This is a genomic window from Lachnoclostridium phocaeense (assembly GCF_959599685.1).
GTDB classification, from domain to species: domain Bacteria; phylum Bacillota; class Clostridia; order Lachnospirales; family Lachnospiraceae; genus Claveliimonas; species Claveliimonas monacensis.
This window is the reverse complement of the sequence record NZ_CAUGIN010000022.1, coordinates 1-19521: the sequence shown is the minus strand read 5'-3', so window position 1 is coordinate 19521 and position 19521 is coordinate 1. Positions and strand designations below refer to the sequence as shown.

19 protein-coding genes, 1 other RNA gene and 1 riboswitch are annotated in these 19521 nt (G+C 53.7%); all 20 genes read right to left on the bottom strand.

Annotation, left to right across the window (positions count from 1 at the left end):
• Positions 1 to 4 precede the first annotated feature (4 nt).
• Positions 5 to 1192, bottom strand: a complete 1188-nt coding sequence (cbiD, locus tag Q5911_RS10455) for a cobalt-precorrin-5B (C(1))-methyltransferase CbiD (RefSeq protein ID WP_303182645.1) — start codon at positions 1190 to 1192, stop codon at positions 5 to 7.
• Entirely contained in the window at positions 1155 to 2726 is a 1572-nt protein-coding gene (gene cobA / locus Q5911_RS10450) for a uroporphyrinogen-III C-methyltransferase (protein ID WP_303182644.1), read from the bottom strand. The genes cbiD and cobA overlap by 38 nt, the downstream gene beginning before the upstream one ends.
• Positions 2692 to 3591 carry a hydroxymethylbilane synthase gene (hemC, locus tag Q5911_RS10445; protein ID WP_303182643.1) on the bottom strand — a complete coding sequence of 300 codons (900 nt, stop codon included), beginning with the start codon at positions 3589 to 3591 and terminating at the stop codon, positions 2692 to 2694. The genes cobA and hemC overlap by 35 nt, the downstream gene beginning before the upstream one ends.
• Entirely contained in the window at positions 3588 to 4091 is a 504-nt protein-coding gene (locus tag Q5911_RS10440; RefSeq protein WP_303182642.1) for a precorrin-2 dehydrogenase/sirohydrochlorin ferrochelatase family protein, read from the bottom strand. Before Q5911_RS10440 ends, hemC begins: the two co-directional genes overlap by 4 nt.
• A gap of 181 nt (positions 4092 to 4272) precedes the next feature.
• Positions 4273 to 4478: riboswitch (cobalamin riboswitch) on the bottom strand.
• A 70-nt stretch (positions 4479 to 4548) separates the two neighbouring features.
• Positions 4549 to 5082 carry a DUF3592 domain-containing protein gene (locus Q5911_RS10435; RefSeq protein ID WP_226394254.1) on the bottom strand — a complete coding sequence of 178 codons (534 nt, stop codon included), beginning with the start codon at positions 5080 to 5082 and terminating at the stop codon, positions 4549 to 4551.
• 24 nt (positions 5083 to 5106) lie between these two features.
• On the bottom strand, positions 5107 to 6648 hold the full coding sequence (locus Q5911_RS10430; RefSeq protein WP_303182641.1) for a nitrite/sulfite reductase: 1542 nt from the start codon (positions 6646 to 6648) through the stop codon (positions 5107 to 5109).
• A gap of 21 nt (positions 6649 to 6669) precedes the next feature.
• Positions 6670 to 6903, bottom strand: coding sequence for a hypothetical protein (locus Q5911_RS10425; protein WP_076776349.1), 234 nt, complete (start codon positions 6901 to 6903; stop codon positions 6670 to 6672).
• A 227-nt stretch (positions 6904 to 7130) separates the two neighbouring features.
• Positions 7131 to 7373: an HPr family phosphocarrier protein gene (locus tag Q5911_RS10420; protein WP_076776347.1), complete on the bottom strand. Its 243-nt coding sequence runs from the start codon at positions 7371 to 7373 to the stop codon at positions 7131 to 7133.
• A gap of 115 nt (positions 7374 to 7488) precedes the next feature.
• Complete coding sequence (queA, locus tag Q5911_RS10415; RefSeq protein WP_303182669.1) at positions 7489 to 8514, bottom strand: tRNA preQ1(34) S-adenosylmethionine ribosyltransferase-isomerase QueA; 1026 nt, start codon at positions 8512 to 8514, stop codon at positions 7489 to 7491.
• Positions 8515 to 8624: 110 nt separating this feature from the next.
• Entirely contained in the window at positions 8625 to 11045 is a 2421-nt protein-coding gene (gene pheT / locus Q5911_RS10410) for a phenylalanine--tRNA ligase subunit beta (protein WP_303182640.1), read from the bottom strand.
• 99 nt (positions 11046 to 11144) lie between these two features.
• Complete coding sequence (pheS, locus tag Q5911_RS10405) at positions 11145 to 12164, bottom strand: phenylalanine--tRNA ligase subunit alpha (RefSeq protein WP_076776344.1); 1020 nt, start codon at positions 12162 to 12164, stop codon at positions 11145 to 11147.
• A 378-nt stretch (positions 12165 to 12542) separates the two neighbouring features.
• Positions 12543 to 13361: a YihY/virulence factor BrkB family protein gene (locus tag Q5911_RS10400; RefSeq protein ID WP_076776342.1), complete on the bottom strand. Its 819-nt coding sequence runs from the start codon at positions 13359 to 13361 to the stop codon at positions 12543 to 12545.
• Between the two features lie 100 nt (positions 13362 to 13461).
• A complete protein-coding gene (locus tag Q5911_RS10395) occupies positions 13462 to 14742 on the bottom strand; it encodes a SpoIID/LytB domain-containing protein (protein ID WP_303182639.1) in 1281 nt (426 codons plus the stop codon).
• A gap of 126 nt (positions 14743 to 14868) precedes the next feature.
• Positions 14869 to 15051, bottom strand: a non-coding RNA gene (ssrS, locus tag Q5911_RS10390) — 6S RNA.
• A 67-nt stretch (positions 15052 to 15118) separates the two neighbouring features.
• A complete protein-coding gene (locus Q5911_RS10385) occupies positions 15119 to 16033 on the bottom strand; it encodes a sensor histidine kinase (RefSeq protein ID WP_303182638.1) in 915 nt (304 codons plus the stop codon).
• 39 nt (positions 16034 to 16072) lie between these two features.
• The gene (locus tag Q5911_RS10380) at positions 16073 to 16906 is read right to left on the bottom strand and encodes an ABC transporter permease subunit (protein ID WP_303182637.1); all 834 of its coding nucleotides are present in this window, start codon (positions 16904 to 16906) and stop codon (positions 16073 to 16075) included.
• On the bottom strand, positions 16899 to 17813 hold the full coding sequence (locus tag Q5911_RS10375) for an ABC transporter ATP-binding protein (RefSeq protein ID WP_303182636.1): 915 nt from the start codon (positions 17811 to 17813) through the stop codon (positions 16899 to 16901). Before Q5911_RS10375 ends, Q5911_RS10380 begins: the two co-directional genes overlap by 8 nt.
• Before the next feature lie 105 nt (positions 17814 to 17918).
• Positions 17919 to 18605 carry a response regulator transcription factor gene (locus Q5911_RS10370; RefSeq protein ID WP_303182635.1) on the bottom strand — a complete coding sequence of 229 codons (687 nt, stop codon included), beginning with the start codon at positions 18603 to 18605 and terminating at the stop codon, positions 17919 to 17921.
• A gap of 3 nt (positions 18606 to 18608) precedes the next feature.
• Entirely contained in the window at positions 18609 to 18995 is a 387-nt protein-coding gene (locus Q5911_RS10365) for a VOC family protein (RefSeq protein ID WP_303182634.1), read from the bottom strand.
• A 216-nt stretch (positions 18996 to 19211) separates the two neighbouring features.
• On the bottom strand, positions 19212 to 19521 hold a 310-nt coding region (locus Q5911_RS10360), incomplete at its 5' end, for a phosphoenolpyruvate carboxykinase (ATP) (RefSeq protein WP_303182633.1).

Below are 19521 nucleotides of genomic sequence, written 5' to 3'. Positions count from 1 at the left end.
TTTATCATTTCTCCCGGCCTCTGGCCAGAAGCTCCTCCCCGTACCGGGTCATCCCCAGCACGCCGTACACATTGGAAAACAGGACGGCTCCCGTCTTCATATCCCTCTGCGCGCTGCTCTGGGCGCGGATATTCAGATAGGTGTGGATCTTCTCAAGGAGACAGTCCATCACCTTCCTGCGCTCTTTCTCTGTCAGGATCTGAAGGGCATCCTCCGTGGTATTGCAGCCAAGCAGAGCCGCCGCTCTGTCCCCGGAGAGCCCGGCCCTGAGGGCGGCCGATGCCAGCAGCTCCATCCGGCAGTCTCCCCACCGGGAGTGGGTGTTCATGATCCCTCCGGCGATCTTCACCAGCTTGCCTATATGTCCCACAAAGAGCATCCCCTCTGCCCCATGCTCTGCGGCCAGATCTATGGTCTCACCGATATAGTTGCTGCACTTGACTGTATCCTGCGCCAGGATTCCCCACCTGTCACGCAGAAAGTCCAGACCGTAGTTGCCAGGCGCGGCGATGAGGCACCGCCTTCCTTCCGCCAGCTTCACTTTGATCTCCACCTCTATGGTGTCGATGAGGGCCTTCTCGCTCATAGGTTCCACAATGCCGCTGGTACCCAGGACCGAGAGACCGCCCACAATGCCGATCCTTGGATTAAACGTCCGCTGCGCCAGCTTCTCTCCGCCGGGGATCTCCACAAGGACCTGAAAGCCCCCTTCCCATCCGGCCGCCTCCTTCAGGCGGAGCAGTTCTTTTTGGATCATCTGCCTTGGGACAGGGTTAATAGCCGCGCTGCCCACAGGTTGGGCAAGCCCCGGCTTTGTCACTCTCCCGATCCCCTGCCCGCCGTCGATCTCGATCCTGTCCTCTGAAAAAAAGGAGACCGTGGCGCAGACCGTGACGCCGTCTGTCACATCCGGGTCATCTCCGCTGTCCTTCTTCACCTTGCAGGTCACAGCCAGGGGACATCCCTGGCTGTCTCTCTTCTCTATTTTGCCGGACTGTACCGGCAGGGTGAAGGGCTGTCCATCCGGCAGGTGGACTGTGACCGTCCAGTCTGTCCCCTCCCGGGGGAGACTTCCGGCAAGAAGCGCCTGGGCCGCAGCCGCGGCCGCAGCCTGGGCGCAGGTCCCGGTGGTCCATCCTCTTCGGAGGCCGGCTTTATTTTTCTCCATCCGGCTGCCTCTGTCCTTCTCCATCTTCTCTCTCCTTTGCCGCCATTTTCACGGCCAGATCCACCAGATCCCGGAGGGTGGCCCGGGCAGCTGTAAAAGTCTGCATGCCCGCCCGCTCTGCCTCCCCTGCGGTCATCTCACCGATACAAAGAGCCGTCACTTTTGACAGGTCCATGTCTCCGGCGCTCTTTACAAATCCCCGCACTGTGGAAGCGCTTGTAAACATGGCCAAGCAGTCTTTGGAGGTAAACTCTCTGTCATACTCCACCCATGGGAAGGACTCGTACTCTGTATCGTAGACAGGCAGGTCTGTCACCCGGGCTCCCGCCTCCTCCAGTCTTCTTACCAGTGTCTGATTGCCTATCCTGGCCCGGGGGATGAGTATTTTCTCCCCGGCTTTCACGCAGCCAGCCAGCGCTTCTCCCAGGTGGTCGCCATCATACTGTTCCGGCATCAGATCCGGGTAAAGTCCCCAGTTTTCCAGCTCTCCGGCTGTCCCCTCACCTATAACTGCAATCTTAAGATGAGCCAGGCTGCGCATGTCCTGCCTTCTCTTCCTAAGTTCTTCCCGAAAGATCCGCACACCGGAGGGGCTGGTAAAGACGATCCAGGAAAAGGTTCCGATCCCGTCCAGCGCCCGGGACAGGCCTTCCCCGTCCTCCACCGGCGCAATGCGGATCGTGGGAAGCTCCAGCACCTCCGCCCCCTCCTCCCGGAGCAGGGCGGCAAGGCGCAGACTGCGCTCCCTGGGTCTTGTGACCAGGATCTTTTTTCCCGCCAGAGGACGATTTCCATACCAGTCCATGTCCTGAAAAGCAGATACATGCCCCACCAGGATGATGGCCGGGGACTGCACCTGTTCCCGGACGGCCTTTTGGGCTATATCTCCCACAGTGCCGATGATCTTTCTCTGGGCAGAGGTAGTCCCTCTCTCCAGCACAGCGGCGGGCATATCCGGGGCCATTCCCTCCTCCAGCAGCCCTGCCATGACATTTCCTATGGTGCTCACTCCCATAAGAAACACGATCGTGCCGCCCCCCTCAGCCAGAGACCGGTAGTGGATATCCGGCAGGCTTCCATCCTTTTTGTGGGCTGTCACAATGTGCACAGAGGACGCCATATCCCGGTGTGTTACAGGAATCCCCAGATAGGAGGGCACCCCGATAGCAGAGGTGATGCCGGGCACGATCTCAAAGGGGACGCCGGCCTTTTTCAAAGCCGCAGCCTCCTCGCCTCCTCGCCCAAACACAAGGGGATCCCCCCCCTTCAGACGGACCACCTTCTGCCCTTTCCGGGCTTCTCTCACCAGGATCTGGTTGATCTCCTCCTGGGGAATGGGGTGATGGCCGGACCGCTTGCCCACATCGATATACCGGGCATGTCTGCTGCCCCACATGAGGATGCCGTTTCCCACCAGCCTGTCGTACACGATCACTTCCGCCTCCTCAAGAAGGCGTTTCCCCTTTACTGTGATCAGCTCCACATCTGAGGGGCCGGCCCCCACAAGGTACACTTTTCCCGTCTTATCGCTTTTCTGTGTATCTGTCTCTAAGCTCATGTGCAAGCTCCCTTCCCATCCTCGCCCCCTGGGCCGGATCATTTTCTTCTATATAAAAGGTCTTTTCCCCGATACTGTATCCGCCGGATCCCTCGTCATAGTAGAGCCCCCGCAGGCGGCATGTATCTCCCTCCACCTGGGCAAAGGCAGCCACAGGCGAGGAACATCCCCCCTCCAGCTCCCGGACAAAAGCTCGCTCTGCCCCGGCCGCCAGGGCTGCCTCCCTATCGTTCACACAGGCTGTGACCTCTCTCATGGACGGACTTCCCTGTACAGCCATAATGCCCTGTCCTGCCGATGGAAGGATCTCTTCCACGCTGAAAAAACGGCTGATCCGCTCTTCCAGGCCCAGCCTGATCAGCCCGGCAGCTGCCAGGACCAGGGCGTCATACTCTCCCGCGTCCAGCTTTTCCAACCGGGTCAGTACATTACCGCGGATATTCCTGATCTCTGCTTCCGGGTACAGGGATCCAAGCTGCAATTTTCTCCGGAGACTGGAGCAGCCGATGACGCTGTCCTTTTCCAGACGATCCAGGCCCTTTCGCAGCACCAGCACGTCCCTCGGATCCTCTCTCCTGGTACATGCCAGGACAGGGAAGTCCTCCGGCACCTCCATAGGCATATCCTTCAGACTGTGGACAGCCAGATCGATCCGCCCCTCCTGCAGAGCCAGATCCAGCTCCTTGATAAAAAGGCCTTTCCCCCCGATCTGATCCAGTGTCTTGTGAAGGATGCGGTCTCCTGTCGTCTTCATGGTGACCAGACTGACCTCTGCCTCCGGGTGATATTTTTCTAATTCTTCCATGACGATCTGCGCCTGCCGCACAGCCAGGCGGCTCTGTCTGCTTCCCACTGTGATCCTCATGCTCTGTCTCCTTTGTCCTTTTTTGTCTCCTCAGACCGGGCCAGGCACCTGCGGATCAGAGCCGCTGCTCTGGCTGTCTTCCCGTGGTCTGTCCCGTCCCCGGCGATACCCACCGCAAGGTCCTCCCCAGTCACCACGGCCGGAAAATAGAAGTCGCTCATCTTCCGATCCGAAGCGATATTCACCGGAATGTCCAGCTCCCGGCACCTCTCCCAGGCCATGCGGTCCGCCTCCGGGTCGTCTGCGGCGCAGACCACAAAGAGGTAGTTTTGCGTGATATCTGCCTTTTCAAGACATTTTCGGACCAGACGGACTTTTCCCGTCTCCAGAAATTCTTCCATCTCCTGCCTCTGTTCTTCAGGCACCTCTCTTGCCACCACCGTGATGTCCGCTCCGAACAGAAGAAGGGTGCGGATCCGGCGTACCGCCACATACCCGGCTCCCACCACCAGTATAGATTTATCTTCTATATCAAGAAATACCGGAAAACGAAGTCCCATTGTTCCCTCCATCCAAAGCAAAATCTTCCCAATTAAACAAATGAGACTGCGCATGACGCGCAATCTCCCGCACTCCTGGAACCTGCCATCCGGCGTTTTACCGGATATCAGGCATCACAAAGCAGGCCCGCCCCGGGCCATGCCATCACCATGGTGCGATCTTAAATCCTCACCGAAAGATCACGTTCCTGTATATACAGGTATCCTGGCTCGGAACTAAAACCTACTCCCCTGCCTTCCCACCCGGCAGCCGGCAGATCTTCTCCGCCGGCCCGGGCAGTGGCATATGTCGGGTTTCGTCATTCCTCACAGTAGAGTGAGCTGCTGCGGATTTTCACCGCATTCCCTGTCTTATCTGTAAATAACATTCTATATTCTATACTGTTTGGAGCTGTCCGTCAACCGCCTTTCCCGGCTCCCCCTCTCCCTGGCTCTCTCCTGGATATCAAACTCCTGGTCAAAGCACAAAGGAAAGCAAGATCCCCAGGGCCGCAAGCCCCAGCCCGGTCCATACAAAGACCCATCCCACAATAGAGCCTTTGACCGGAAGCTTTTCCACGTAGGCCCGCTGGGGCTTCTCCGGGTCATACCACACTGGGATGGATGATCCCAAAGGGTACAGCCTCTCGGCCATAGCCCTCAGATTCAGGGCAGCCCCGCCCCGGATATGGACCACATCGTTCTCGCTGATATAGCAGCTCTGATTCTCCCCTGTCAGATCCTTCGGAGAAATCCCGGTGCGCACTTCCACCACGCCCCGGAACCTGCGTTTTTTCTCATAGGAGACGCCGCCCACTGTGTAGGACGCCACAGGGCTCGGCGTTCCATTAACAAAACTGTATCGGACCACAGTACCTGTTGTCATAGCTGTGCAGCGGCTCTTTTTCCTGTTTTCCAGCGTAAGGATCAAAATCCCCGCCAGCATGAATGCCAGCCCAGGAGCCGCCAGTGTAAGAAACACCACCAGTCCCACGTTTACTCCCTTGTCCATCGGGCAGCCTCCTTTATCTTTCTTCTATGCCGTATATTTTCCGGCAATCTCAAGAAGTTTTTCTCTGTTTTCCTTCTCCCATGAAGCGTAGGGAAGGCCGGAGGCCGCTGCTTCTCTTCCCACTTCCACAAGGAAGGCGGGAATATCGTCCTGCAGCATGGTCCCTGCACTCTGACCCAGGCGTTCCTCCCCCTGTCTGTCGCAGCCAAAGAAGCACACTTCAAAAGCCGGACAGGCTGTCTTATCGATCATCTTCACACCGCCCCGGAAGCCGATCTGCCCGATCTGATGCGTGCCGCAGGATGAGGGACATCCGGAAATGTGAACTCTCGGAAGGGCAGATGCCGGGAGGTCTGCCTCTCTAACCGCCTTTACTGCCGCCGCAAGAAGACTCTGGGAATCCCGCACGCCTGCCTGGCAGACCGCGGAGCCGATGCAGGCCACCGAGGACTCAAAAGGAGTCTGCGCCCCGTCCTGGGTCGCTTCCAATACTTTTTCCGCCTCCGTACCGGTCAGATTGACAATATACAGTGTCTCATCCGGCGCAATGCGCAGCTCCACCTCTTCCATGTTTTCGATCACATTGTAGAGTCTGCCAAAGACAGCCGGGTCCGGACATCCTCCCAGTGGATGGTAGAGGACAGAATAGAGCCCCTCCTGCTTTTGCTCCAGGATGCGGCTGCCGGACACTCTTGTCCCGTCCGCCTTTTTACGGATCTCCTCTGGCTCCACGCTGACAGTCAGGTCTTCCCCCGCTTCTGCCTGGGCCAGTTTCTCCAGGTAGGCCTGCTTGTAGCCTTCATCCCCCAGCTTGTCCCTCATAAAGCGGGTGCGCGCTTTTCCTCTCTGCTCATAGTTGCCGTGCTCCAGGAACACTTCCCTCATAGCCAGGATATAGTAGAGGATCCGGGACGGGTCCACGGCCTCTGCCATCAGCATGCCGATCTTAGGCTGGTTGCCCAGCCCTCCTGCGCTGTACACATCAAACTTCCCGTCCGGCCTGGCTACAAATCCCAGGTCGCGGAATGTGGCGTGGGTCACATTGTCCGGGCTGTTGGAAAAGCAGACTTTCAGCTTTCTTGGCATCTTCTTCGCGTCCAGGAAGGACAGGAGAAATTCTTCCGCCTTCGTGGCATAGGGAAGCACGTCAAAACACTCCCCTCTCTGGGTTCCAGACAGAGGCGGAGCCATAACATTCCGCGGAAAATCTCCCCCGCCGCCCAGGGTAATGATCCCGTGCTCCATGGCTCCCTCCATGATGCCGCACACTGCGTCCGCGTCCAGGTCGTGAAGCTGGATGGTCTGGCAGGTGGTGAGATGCGCCTTCTTGACATGGTATTTCTCAATGCTCTGCGCAATATACAAAAGCTTGTCCTTTGTGAGCCGGCCGCCCGCCATGCGCAGGCGGATCATACTGCATTTTCCTCCTCTCTGGGCATAGCTGCCGTATCTTCCCGAATATCCTTTATAATCCTTTTTTGTGATCTTACCCTCGTAAAAATCCTTCGTCTTCTGTCTGAACTCTTCCAGCTCTTCTTTCCCCAGTACAGGTGCTTTTCTTTCCATTCTCCAAATCCTCCTTCTTTTTTATTCTTCTACTTCCACAACCAGATAAAATCCTTTCTGGGTATGCTCTATCTTTGCGATCTTTCCTTTTCTCGCCTTGATCCTGTCATTTGTCCTGTAGATGCCGGACATGGCCACCGACGGCTCTACAAGATAGGTATATCGGCCTGTGCTTGGACTTCTCTCGCTGATCTCCACTTCCTGTCCTTCCTCCACAAGTCCTTCTCTCTCCATTTTAAACCGTTCCTGCCTCATGGCTGTCTTCCTCTCTTTTTCATTCTCTGTTTCCGGATGCTTCCACTGTGCTTACATTTCTATTATACCCCCAGACGGTGCGAAAGTCATTGTAAACGGCAGGATAAATGTAAGAAATGAAAGCGCAATTTTAAAAGGGTGTCCGCGAACCGGTTACTGCCGCCATGGCAGCACCTGCGCAGACACCCTTATCTACAAAATTTATAAAGCAGATTTTTAAGATAATCCTATCTTTCTTCCGCAAACTCTGAGAATATTTCAGCCGCCGACTCCTCGTCATCTCCGCTGACCTGTAGAATAAACGGCACATCAAGCTCCAGAGTCATAAGACCGATAATGGACTTTCCGTCAATCCTGTCGTAGGGATTCTCCACATTCACCACATCAATATCTGATGTCATTTTCTGACATACAGAGCAGAAGCTCTTAATCTGCCCCGGTGTAGCAAATCTCACTTTCATTTCAAACATACTTTTGTACCTCCGACATTAAAAATGCTACTTTCGTAATATACACTATTTCGAATGATTTTGGTACAGTTTTTTGAAAAAATCCAGCAAATTTCCCACAAGCAATTTACATATGTTATTTAATGAACATAGCATCGCCAAAGGAGAAAAACCTGTATCTCTCCTTTACCGCCTCCTCGTAGGCGGCCAGCACATGCTCCCTCCCCGCCAGGGCAGAGACAAGCATCAGCAGAGTGGACTCAGGCAAGTGGAAATTGGTGATCAGGCAGTCCAGTATCTTGAACTTGTAGCCGGGGTAGATGAAAATATCCGTCCACCCGCTGCCTGCCCGCAGATATCCATTTTCATCCGCCGCGGACTCAATGGTCCTGCAGCTGGTGGTTCCCACACAGATGATCCGTCCGCCATTTGCTTTTGCCCGGTTGATCTTTGCGGCCTCGTTCTCCTCGATCTGATAGAATTCCGAGTGCATGTGGTGCTCCAGAATATTGTCCACCTTCACCGGGCGGAAAGTACCAAGACCCACGTGAAGGGTAACACTGGCGATCTCCACTCCTTCCGCCTTGATCTCCTCCAGGAGCTGGGGCGTGAAATGAAGCCCCGCCGTGGGAGCTGCCGCCGATCCGCTGTGCTTTGCGTAGACAGTCTGGTAGCGGTCCTTGTCCTCCAGCTGGTGGGTAATGTAGGGCGGCAGAGGCATCTGTCCAAGCTGGTCCAGTATCTCCTCAAAAATCCCGTCGTAGGTGAATTTGACAAGGCGGTTCCCCTCATCCACCACATCCAGGACCTCCCCCACGAGAAGGCCGCCGCCAAAGCTGATCCTGGCACCCGGCTTTGCCTTTTTTCCCGGCTTCACAAGAGTCTCCCACACCTGATCGTCTTTTCTTTTCAGCAATAAAATTTCTATCTTTGCATCTGTCCCGATTTTGGAGCCGATCAGCCTTGCAGGAATAACCTTCGTGTCGTTGACCACAAGGCAGTCCCCGGGATGCAGATACTCTTTGATCTCCCGGAACACATGGTGGGAAGTCTCCCCGGTCTCCTTGTCCAGAACAAGGAGCCTGGAGCTGGCCCGGTCCTTTAGAGGATCCTGGGCAATGAGCTCCTGAGGCAGATCAAAACTGAAATCCTGTCGTCTCATTTCCATATATCTGTCGTTCCTTTCTCCACAGCATGATTCATAACATAGTAATACAGGGAGCCGGATAGGTCCCCCTGTATCTTATCACATCTGTCCTTTCTGTAACAGCTTTATTTACGAAGCTCGATACCCATCTCTTCCAGGGCTCCAAGGATAGCATCCATGGCCTTGGACACATCCGCCTCCGCAAGCGTTCTGTCTTTTGCCCGGAACACAATGGAGTAGGCAACGGACTTAAATCCTTCTTTGATCTGCGCGCCCTCGTACAGGTCAAAGAGGGCATAGCTCTCCAGGTACTGTCCGCCTTTGTTCTCAATGACTTCCTCTACCTGTCCTACCATGATCTCCTTGGGCATCACCATGCTGATGTCCCTGGTCACAGCCGGGAACCTGGCAATTCCTTCGTATTTGCGGTCGAAGTTTGCGCGGGACACAACCTCCGGCATGTCAATAACAGCCACATAAGCTCTCTCGCCAATTCCGTAAGTATCCGCCACGTCCGGATGCACCTCGCCCAGATAGCCGATCACGGTGCCGTCGTAGATGATATTTGCCTGGCGTCCCGGATGCAGGAAGGATTTTCCTGCTTTCGGATCATAGCTCTCCTTCTTGGAGAGCCCAGCCTTCTCAAGGAACTCCTCCACAACGCCTTTCATGCTGAAGAAATCGCCCTCACCATACATACCGAGAGTGAACTGCATCCTCTCCTCAGGCAGTTCTGTAAGGGGCAGGGTCTTGGGAAGGTAAATATTTCCAAGCTCATAGAGTCTTACGTTTTTATTTCTGCGGTTGTAGTTTGTGGCCAAGGATGTGAGCATACCGTTTAAAGACGTGGTCCTCATGATGCTGTAATCCTCGCCAAGGGGATTCATAATGCTGATAGCCTTTCTCTCCGGTGCATCCACAGGGAACAGAAGTCTGTCAAACACTTTCGGGCTCTCAAAAGAGTAGGTCATACCCTGGCTGAAGCCGCAGTACTCTGCCACGTTTCTCGCCACTTCCTCGATGCGCAGTTTGAAAGAGAGCTTTCCTGTAGTGGCCTCTCCTTTAGGAAGCGTGGTAGGGATATTGTCATAGCCGTAGAATCTTGCCACTTCCTCTGCCAGATCCGCAATACGGAACAGGTCATGACGGAAGGTGGGCGCGATTACCTCATTTGTATCTTCATCGTACTCCAGATCGATCATGCGGAAGTAGGAAAGCATGTCTTCCCTGGAAATGTCTGTTCCAAGAATGGCATTGATCTCGTCCGCGTCAAAAGGCACGCGGACAGGCTCTTTTTTCTTCCCGTACACATCTACCATGCCGCCAACCACTTCTCCGGCGCCCAGCTCTTCCACCAGCTGGCAGGCGCGGTCAATGGCCGCCTGGGCATTGTTTGGATCAAGGCCCTTTTCAAATTTGCCGGAAGCGTCTGTGCGCAGGCCGACTTTCTTGCTGGATTTGCGGATGTTTGTACCGTCAAAGCAGGCAGCCTCGAAGAGCATAGTCTTCACATCGTCCGTGATCATGGAGTTCTCGCCTCCCATGATACCTGCAATACCTACAGATTTCTCGCCGTCGCAGATCATCAGCACAGAAGAGTCCATCTGTCTTTCCTGGCCGTCCAGTGTGGTAAATTTCTCACCGTCCTCAGCCCGCTTTACGATGATCTCACGGCCTGCAATGGTGTCAAGATCGTAGGCGTGCATGGGCTGTCCGTACTCCTCCATCACATAGTTGGTGATATCCACCAGGTTGTTGATGGGACGGATGCCCACAGAGGCGAGCCTTCTCTGCATCCACTTGGGTGAAGGGCCGATCTTGATATTCTTCACAACTCTGGCACAGTATCTGGGGCACAGATCTGTGTCCTTCACTGTCACCTTGATATAGTCATTTACATCCTCGTCATTTCCTGTAGGTGTCACCTGCGGCGGGCAAAATGTCTTGCGGAATGTGGCAGCCGCCTCTCTGGCAATGCCGACAACACTGTAGCAGTCCACACGGTTTGATGTGATCTCGTACTCAAAGACTACATCGTCAAGTCCCAGCAGTTTCACCACATCTGCGCCGACTTCTGTGTCTTCGGGCAGGATGTAAATACCGTTCTCCGGGGCGTCCGGGTACATGTCCCGGCTGGAGCCCAGCTCCTCGATGGAGCACATCATTCCATTGCTCCCAATGCCTCTTAACTTGCCCTTCTTGATCTTGATGCCGCCTGCCACACGGCTTCCGGGCTCGTGTCCTCCCGCCACGCGGCCCCCTGCCAGAACTACCGGCACCTTGTCTCCCTCATGTACGTTGGGAGCTCCTGTCACGATCTGTATGGACTCTGTGCCAATATTTACCTGGCACACGATCAGCTTGTCCGCGTCCGGATGCTTCTCTATCTTGTCGATCTGGCCCACCACGATCTTGTCCAGATCTGCATCCATCTCCTCATAATTCTCCACTTTTGTCCCGGAAAGAGTCATGGCGTCTGTATACTCCTGCGCAGTGACATCCAGATCCGGCACATATGCTTTTATCCATGATAATGATGTATTCATTGTATTCTCCTTTGACTATTTTTTAACAGGTAACGTAATACTTTTTAAAAGTATTACGTCCGGAATTCCACTAACTGGTGCGTTATTGTGTCTATTGTACTAGAATTGTTTCAGGAACCGGATATCGTTCTCGTACAGAAGACGCATATCATCGATCTCGTATTTCAAAAGAGCGATACGCTCCAGACCTACGCCGAAGGCAAAGCCTGTGTACTCCTCCGGGTCAATGCCGCACATCTCAAACACGTGGGGATGCACCATGCCGCAGCCAAGGATCTCGATCCAGCCGGAGCCCTTGCAGAAGCGGCAGCCTTTTCCGCCGCACTTGAAACAGGTCACGTCCATCTCCGCACTTGGCTCTGTGAAGGGGAAGTGGTGCGGACGGAATTTTGTCTTTGTCTCCGGACCGAACAGCTCTTTTGCAAACACTTCCAGCGTTCCCTTCAGGTCAGAGAAGGAGATCTTCTTATCCACTACCAGTCCCTCGATCTGATGGAAGGATGGGGAGTGGGTGGCATCTACCTCGTCAGAGCGGAACACACGTCCCGGTGAGATCATGCGAATGGGAAGCTTGCCCTCCTCCATGATACGGGCCTGTACAGGGGATGTCTGGGTACGCAGCACAATATCTTTGTTGATATAGAACGTATCCTGCTCATCCTTGGCGGGATGATCGGCAGGAATGTTCAGTTTCTCGAAGTTGTAGAGGTCATACTCAATCTCCGGGCCTTCCACCACCTCATAGCCCATTCCGATGAAAATGCGCTCCACTTCCTCCTGCGCAATGGTATTGGGATGGCTGTGCCCCACCATATTCTTCTTGGAAGGAAGAGTGACATCAATGACTTCCTGTTTCAGTCTCTCCTCCCGGATCTTTCTCTCCATGTTCTGCTTTGTCTCCTCCAGCAGCTTCTCAATGGCGGCCCTTGTCTCATTGACCATCTGGCCTACCTTGGGACGCTCCTCCGGAGCCACATCCTTCATGGCTTTCAGGACAGCGGTCAGCTCTCCTTTTTTGCCCAGAAACTTCACCCGCACTTCGTTGAGCTTTTCAGGCACATCGGAAGCTTCAATCTGGCGGATCGCTTCTTCTTTAATGCTTTGTAATTTCTCTTTCATCACTTTTCTCCTTTTCTTTATGAAATGTAATACAGGGACTTTCCTATAGAATAAAAAAAGTCTCCTCCCTGAAAAGGGACGAGACATACTAACCCGCGGTACCACCCTGCTTCCCACCGCACTTCCTGCGGCAGACTCTCAGACATGCGTAACGTGCATGAAACGTCACAACCTACTCGCCGGCCACGGGCCTGTTCAGATGTGCGGCTCGCGTGGGAAATTCGATCCTCATCTGAACCCGGGGAAACTTTCAGCCAGTGATCTCCCCTCTCTGCCGGAAAATGATTCTCTACTTACACGGTCAACGCCTTTACAATATTTCAATCGCTTTTTTCATTTTAACACAAGAAAATCGGATGTCAAGGTTTTCCCTGGATATCAGGAAAACATCTTGTCCGCCGTCAGCTTGTTCAGCTCTCCTCCCAGCAGGATACTGTACATACAACAGTACAACCAAAGCATGATCAACACAATGGTTGTCAGACTCCCGTACATATCCGAAAATCCTCTGAAAATATCCACATACACGGAGAACACCCAGGAAATCACCATCCAGGCCACTGCCGTGAACACAGAGCCCGGGATCTGTCTGCGGAACGTGTCCTTCCGGTTGGGAAGGAACTTGTAGATCAGAAGGGAAAAGCCCATCATCACCACCGGCGTGATGACTGCCCGCCGCTCGATCAGCCAGTCCGCCACCGGCTTCAGAAATTTCACATGGCCCGTAATGAAAATATTCAGGGTATTTCCAAAGACAGACACCACCAGAAGCAGCAGGATCACGACAATGAACAGCACCGTGTAGATTGTGGAGCGGATCCGCAGAAAGACATAATTTCGCGTCTCGTGGCAGCCGTAAATACAGTTCAGTCCGCTTGTCATGGCCAGCACGCCCTTGCCCGCCGACCACAGAGCCACCAGCGCCGTCACAGGGATGATACCCATGGACTGGTTATAGACCTGATTGACGATGGAGACGATCAGAGAGTCCACGGATGATGGAAACACCTGCACCACCGCCGTCATCACATCCGCTTTTGTGACCGGTGTAAACTGCACCAGTGTGAGAAGCAACAGAATGATAGGGATCATACAGAGCATAAAAAAGTAGGCGGACTGGGCCGCGTAAGCCCCCACATGGTCTTTTCCCACTTCCTCAGATACGTCTATTGCTTTATGAAAAATCTTCCTGATCATATTCCTCCCCCGCTGTCATTTTGCAGGCAGGCAGCGGTTCTCCTGCCATTTTTATAGGGAAATCATACCATCTGCCCGAAAATTATGCAAGCTGGTTTCTCTATCCGATCTCCACGTCCTTATAGAACGTCTGCAGGATCTGCCTGTAATCCGCCCCCTGTTCTGCCATCTCGTTGGCACCATTCTGGCTCATGCCAATGCCGTGCCCGAACCCTCCGCCGCTGATGACAAAGGTATCGTCGCTCTTCTCAATGGTAAAAAATGCGCTGGGCAGAAGGGCGCTGCTCTGGGACGTGCTGCCGTCATTTTTCGTGATGGTGTAGCCACTTCCCCCAAGGGCTGAGCGGATCTTGTTCTCTGTGTCCACCGTGACACTCCCGGCATCACCTGTGGCCACGATCTGCAGAGCCACATCCCCCGGGCCCCTTTTCGTCACTTCCACACTGGAAAGGGTTCCTACCTGTACACCCGTATTTGCACTTACAAGGGCAGACAGGGTCTGGACCGGCACCTGGGCCGTCCATCTGTACCAGGGCAGGTCCTTCTCATAATCCCCCTGTTCCCCGCAGACCTCCACGCTCTGCAGATATCCTCCTCCGCCGCCCGGATCCGTCCCCCAGGCCTCCAGGCTGGTTGTCTTTCCACAGGATGTTGAATAATAGTATGTGGTGGCGATCTCCCCTTTATACCTGACAACCTGTCCCTCTGTTTCAGCCACGGCCCGGGTACTGCTCTCCTGCCTCTGGCTGTTGTTGTACACCTGGAAATCCGTGCTGTCATTGACGTGTGCCTCATACTCCGGATAGCCGTAAGATGTCATCTGACGGAAAGCATAGCTCCTGGCGCACACAGCCTGGGCCTTCAGAGACTCCAGCTCGTAGGAGGCCGGCATCTCGCTTGGCACCACGCCGCACAGATAGGTCTCCACAGGGAGTTCATTGATGACCACTATACCGCCTGAGACCGCCCTGAGTTCCAGCACCCCTGCATAGGAGGGCGTCCCGCAGCCTCTCTCAACACTCTCCAGCCGTATCTCCCCTCCTTCTTCCAGAGGCTCGATCCGTATGTTTCCATTCTGAAAACGGGTATCATCCGGAAGGATCTGATATGTATCCGCCTTATTCCACTCAATACTCTCTCCCTGACAGCTCACCCTTAATCCTGCATCCGATGAAACCCGCACCTCCCCGTGAAGTTCCGATCCGTATCCTGTCGTCATAAGAAGAACACGGATGGTACTGCCGGATGTGGGCTCCGGCAGTGTCCCGTCGGGCAGTTCCAGCTCACTTTCCGTATCCGTCCCTCCAGGGCTGCCTCCGTCCCGGGACATCATATGCACAATTCCTGTAATCATAAGCAGCCAGATGAAAATGGCTGCCATATATCTCCCATAAATTCTTTTTGTTTTTCTCTTCCTTCTTTTTCTCAAACCTGTCTCTTCTTCCGCCTTTTTCTTAAATGTATGAAAAAAGACAGCTGCATATACGCAGCTGCCTTTCATCTTTTGTACATCCCCAAAATGCCGGTTCCTGTATTTTGACTCCTAGCCGCAGCCAGGTGGGTGTCCGCATCTGTTTTTCTGTCTTCCACTGCAAGTACGGAGGCCTGACATATTACAGAGATAATAAGATTCCCGTTTAAAGTTTTGTAGGTTCAAAATTACAGGAATTGTCGAGCATCCCAGGTTTCCTAAAGACATTATACTCTATTGTACCCATCTTTTCAACCATAATATACTTCCTGTATTTACCTGCTCTTTACACAGATTTTCCTTTTCTCTCCTCCGCCTGTAAAAAGGAGACCCAGATCACAAATTCTTCGTCTTCCCTGTAAGCCCCTATAGATCCTTCCATCTGCTCCGTCAGGGTGCGGGCAATGGAAAGTCCCAGGCCCGTGCTCTCTCTGCCGCTCTCCACTGTGTAAAACCGTTCAAACAGTTTTGCCGCCTCCACCTCGTCCAGACGTCCGGCATGGTTTGCAAAGGTCACCCGCCCCTCCGGGTACAGAGTGATCCGAAGATCGCCGTCACTGTATTTCACAGCATTGCTGATGATATTTCCAAAGACACGGGAAAGTGCGTCCCGGCTGGCAAGGACAACTATCTTCTCCTCCGGGATATGGATCTGTGGCGTGATCTTCTTCTCCACCAGAACGCCGTAAAACCCGGCAATGGATTCCGTCAGCACATCCCCCAGACAGACCGCCTCCCTCTCCTTTCTTTTGTCCGGAGAGACAATGACCGAATACTGGAACAGCTCCTCTGTCAGCCTTGTCATGGTCAGGATCCGGTCATCCATGATATCCAGATACTCCCGCACCCGGGGCGGTACTTCCTCCTTTTCCAGAAGCTGCATGTATCCGCTTAAGGCTGTGAGGGGCGTGCGCAGGTCGTGGGAAATATTGGTGACTGCCCTCTTCAGCTCTGCATCTCCCTCTTCATACTTAAGCCGGGTTCTCCTCAGTTTTTTCATCTGCCTGTCAAGATCCGCGGCAAGAGCCAGCATTTTCCCATCCCGGCTGCTGATATCAATGCCCACATTGGTGTCCTCCTCAAGGCGCAGGGCGCACTGACGGCGGATCTCATCCGCCGCTTTTCTCATAAAATAAATCTTCAGTCCCATTCCCCCGCAGACAAGCAGAAGAAGGATACAGGCCGCGCCTGGCAGATACATATGCTTTCCTCCGGTTCTTATAACAGACAGTTCTGTCTTCTATTTCAGATCTTTTTTTCTAAATCCCAGCAGACCGGCTGCTGTACTGAGGCCTCCGATGATCACAGAGTACAGACCTAAAAGTGCAGGATGAGCCGAGTCAAGGCCTGCGATCGTATACCCCTGGGCCATGGGGATAAAATCAGTCAGGAACTCATAGATCTGTCTCTTGTGTCCTGTCAGATAGCTCTCATTGCGGACTGTCTCCATGATAATGCTCCCGTCCGCCGCTTTCGTGGCGACATCATAAAATTCCGGCGCGGAGAGAGCGCTCATCAGCCAGGAGCCGTACATGATCAATGCAAAGGTCACCACCTGGCAGAGCACAGCCACCGCAGCCTTATTCTGGCAGAGCATGGAAACCATGGTGTAGATGGCGATCTCACAGCAGATCAGAAGCACGCCCACCAGGGTGTAGGTCCCGACAGGTCTGAGGAATTCTGTTTTAAATCCGAACATGGGCACTCCCATAACCGTGACTACCAGCATAAAGGCTGCCTGCATCAGAAGTCCTCCCACCACACAGGTTATATAGCCGGACAGATAGATGCTGCTTCTTGAGCACCCTGTCACCAGCTTGTTCCGGATGGTACCGTCACTATATTCTGTTCCAAGAAACAGATTTGTGAACGCCGCCAGGGCGATACAGAGCATTAAGTAAGAATTCATATACAGTCTGGGCAGCTCCTCTGACATATCCACATCATAGTTTACCATGGCATTATACTGCGACAGACAGATGATCACACCGAAGAGCGCTGCCACAGCCACGGCCAGCCAGAGAGCTTTGTCTTTCCACAGCCTTGCAAAATCTGCATGCAGAAGCTTACGCATGGCTCTCACCTCCCATCAGATTGATGTAGTAGCTTTCAAGACTCTCATCTCTCTCCGTCATGCCAAGAACCCTGCAGCCCTCTGCTTCCAGCGCCAGCACCATCTCTGTCACATCCCACCTGCCAAACACGTCAGCCTCCGTGTCAGATGTGACCTTGTACTCCATCTTTTTCTGATCCAGCACCCGGACAAGGGCATGGATATCCGACACCTGTACATGGGTACATTTCCGGCAGGTCTCCTCCAGCTCCTTTGCACTCACTTCCCGGACCATGTGCCCTCTGTCGATAAAGCCGTAGTGGGTGGCCAGCCTGGACAGCTCATCCAGAATATGGCTGGAGATAAGGAACGTGATCTTCTTCTCCCGGTTCAGTTTTAAAATCAGCTCACGGATCTCTATGATCCCCTGGGGATCCAGGCCGTTCACCGGCTCATCCAGCACAAGGAAATCCGGATCCCCAGAAAGGGCAACGGCAATGCCAAGTCTCTGCTTCATGCCAAGGGAAAAATTTTTTACCTTTTTCTTCCCTGTGTCTGCCAGTCCTACCAGCTCCAGAAGTTCCCGGATCCCGTCAAAGGATGGTCGTCCCAGCACACGGTACTGCTGCTTCAGATTCTCCTCCGCCGTCATGCTGCCATAGATGGACGGGGTCTCCACCACAGCGCCCATCCGCCGTCTCTCCCGGGCCATATTTCCTTCTGTATTCTTCTTCCCATACAGAGTATATGTCCCGGAAGTCGGTGTCTGCAGCCCGCAGATCAGGCGGATCAGCGTGGTCTTTCCGGCGCCGTTTCTTCCTACAAATCCATAGATGGCTCCTTTTTCCACATGCATGGACAGTCCGCCAAGAGCCTTGAAATTCCGGTACTGCTTGGTCAGACCTTCTGTTGTCAGTACATATTCCATGAAAATACCTCCCTGTGTTCTTTCATCTGACAGCTCTTTCGAGCTCTGAAACTATGATAGCACAGGGCCGGTAAGTTTCCGGTTAAGGAAAAGGTAAAGAAACAGTTAACATTCCTCCTGTTCCTTATGCATCTTAAATCCGATCCCCCACACTGCCTCTATATAATCTCTGTCCGTATCTCTCTTTAATTTCCGTCTGAGATGACTGATATGGATCTTGAGAGACCCTTCCGTACAGTCCGGCGTGTCCATGCTGATGGCATCCAGAAGCCTGGCTTTTGTGATCACTTGGGATGGGTGCATCATAAGCTGCCTTAGAATGGCGAACTCAGTGGGCGTCAGATGCAGCTCCTCCTCCCCGGCCCACACACGATACGCTGCTGTGTCCATCTTGAGATCACGGAACACCAGCGCCTGCCCGCCTTCCGCCCCGTCCTGTTTCTTTGCCCGCCGCAGATGCACCGCGATCCTGGCCAGGAGCTCCCTTATATCAAAAGGCTTAGTCACATAGTCCACCGCACCTCCAAGGAGAAGCTCCACCTTGTCTTCCACATCCGCCCTGGCGCTGACTACGATCACCGGAATTCCCTCGATCCTTTTCAGCACTTCCTCCCCTGCAAGCCCGGGCATCATCAGATCCAGCAGCACCAGATCCGGCCTGTTTTTTTCAAAGAGAAGAAGGGCCTCTGTTCCCGAGTAAGCCCGCACCACCTGGTAGCCCTCACTCACAAGCGCCCTCTTCAGCATATCGCCTATATATTCATCGTCGTCAATCACTGCGATCAGACTCATCTCTTACGTCTCCTTTTCCGCAGATATTCCGGCCGGCGTCCGCACTTCGATCAGATTGCCGTCGGGATCATAGAACCGGAGCATTTTCTGTCCTCCCGGCAGCTCCCGCAGCCTGTCTGTGTACCGGATCACCTCTTCGTATGCCTGCAGCTTTCCGGCAAAGCCCTCCAGGTCCGTCTCCTCAAAATAAAGCTCCGAGGCACTGCTGTAAGACGCCGCCTTCTCTCCCAGGCTGTCCTCCCACACCTTTCGGTCCTGGAGCACGAGCCCTTCCGTCAGCATCACATTCGCATCCCCGTCCAGTATCACATCCAGACCAAACAGATCTTTATAAAACTTTTTAGCCCGCTTTGTATCCTGCACTGTGATGAGTACATTTTTCAGCCTCATATAAAGTCCTCCCTTTTCCATGGCAAGCCGTCTCTGTGTTTGCACAAAGCCCGGCTGTCCGTCTGACTTTCCATAGAAAAAGTATAACCCATGTCCTCGCCCGGGACAACAGTTTCCGTGTTTCCATTCCGGTAACAGGAAAGGACGGACCGCCGGCAGATGCACAAATTAAAAAACTCCCCGGCATAAACCGGGGAGTCATATTTACATTTCTGATTACTCTTCGATCTGAGGACCAGCTGCAACCAGTTCTTTTCCAAGTTCGTTGCTCTCGTATTTCTTGAAGTTTTTGACAAATCTCTGTGCCAGATCTTTTGCCTTTGCATCCCACTCAGAAGCGTCTGCATATGTGTCGCGGGGATCCAAGATAGCCGGATCAACGCCCGGAAGCTCTGTGGGAACTTCAAAGTTGAAGTACGGGATCTGCTTTGTCGGTGCTGTCAGAATAGAGCCGTCCAGGATCGCATCGATGATACCACGTGTATCTTTGATGGAGATACGTTTTCCTGTTCCGTTCCATCCTGTA

Excerpts from the sequence above, each read along its gene's own strand:
- cbiD (WP_303182645.1), bottom strand. The coding sequence starts at position 1,192 with ATGGAGAAGGACAGAGGCAGCCGGATGGAGAAAAATAAAGCCGGCCTC.
- cobA (WP_303182644.1), bottom strand. The coding sequence starts at position 2,726 with ATGAGCTTAGAGACAGATACACAGAAAAGCGATAAGACGGGAAAAGTG.
- hemC (WP_303182643.1), bottom strand. The coding sequence starts at position 3,591 with ATGAGGATCACAGTGGGAAGCAGACAGAGCCGCCTGGCTGTGCGGCAG.
- Q5911_RS10440 (WP_303182642.1), bottom strand. The coding sequence starts at position 4,091 with ATGGGACTTCGTTTTCCGGTATTTCTTGATATAGAAGATAAATCTATA.
- Q5911_RS10435 (WP_226394254.1), bottom strand. The coding sequence starts at position 5,082 with ATGGACAAGGGAGTAAACGTGGGACTGGTGGTGTTTCTTACACTGGCG.
- Q5911_RS10430 (WP_303182641.1), bottom strand. The coding sequence starts at position 6,648 with ATGGAAAGAAAAGCACCTGTACTGGGGAAAGAAGAGCTGGAAGAGTTC.
- Q5911_RS10425 (WP_076776349.1), bottom strand. The coding sequence starts at position 6,903 with ATGAGGCAGGAACGGTTTAAAATGGAGAGAGAAGGACTTGTGGAGGAA.
- Q5911_RS10420 (WP_076776347.1), bottom strand. The coding sequence starts at position 7,373 with ATGTTTGAAATGAAAGTGAGATTTGCTACACCGGGGCAGATTAAGAGC.
- queA (WP_303182669.1), bottom strand. The coding sequence starts at position 8,514 with ATGAGACGACAGGATTTCAGTTTTGATCTGCCTCAGGAGCTCATTGCC.
- pheT (WP_303182640.1), bottom strand. The coding sequence starts at position 11,045 with ATGAATACATCATTATCATGGATAAAAGCATATGTGCCGGATCTGGAT.
- pheS (WP_076776344.1), bottom strand. The coding sequence starts at position 12,164 with ATGAAAGAGAAATTACAAAGCATTAAAGAAGAAGCGATCCGCCAGATT.
- Q5911_RS10400 (WP_076776342.1), bottom strand. The coding sequence starts at position 13,361 with ATGATCAGGAAGATTTTTCATAAAGCAATAGACGTATCTGAGGAAGTG.
- Q5911_RS10395 (WP_303182639.1), bottom strand. The coding sequence starts at position 14,742 with ATGGCAGCCATTTTCATCTGGCTGCTTATGATTACAGGAATTGTGCAT.
- Q5911_RS10385 (WP_303182638.1), bottom strand. The coding sequence starts at position 16,033 with ATGTATCTGCCAGGCGCGGCCTGTATCCTTCTTCTGCTTGTCTGCGGG.
- Q5911_RS10380 (WP_303182637.1), bottom strand. The coding sequence starts at position 16,906 with ATGCGTAAGCTTCTGCATGCAGATTTTGCAAGGCTGTGGAAAGACAAA.
- Q5911_RS10375 (WP_303182636.1), bottom strand. The coding sequence starts at position 17,813 with ATGGAATATGTACTGACAACAGAAGGTCTGACCAAGCAGTACCGGAAT.
- Q5911_RS10370 (WP_303182635.1), bottom strand. The coding sequence starts at position 18,605 with ATGAGTCTGATCGCAGTGATTGACGACGATGAATATATAGGCGATATG.
- Q5911_RS10365 (WP_303182634.1), bottom strand. The coding sequence starts at position 18,995 with ATGAGGCTGAAAAATGTACTCATCACAGTGCAGGATACAAAGCGGGCT.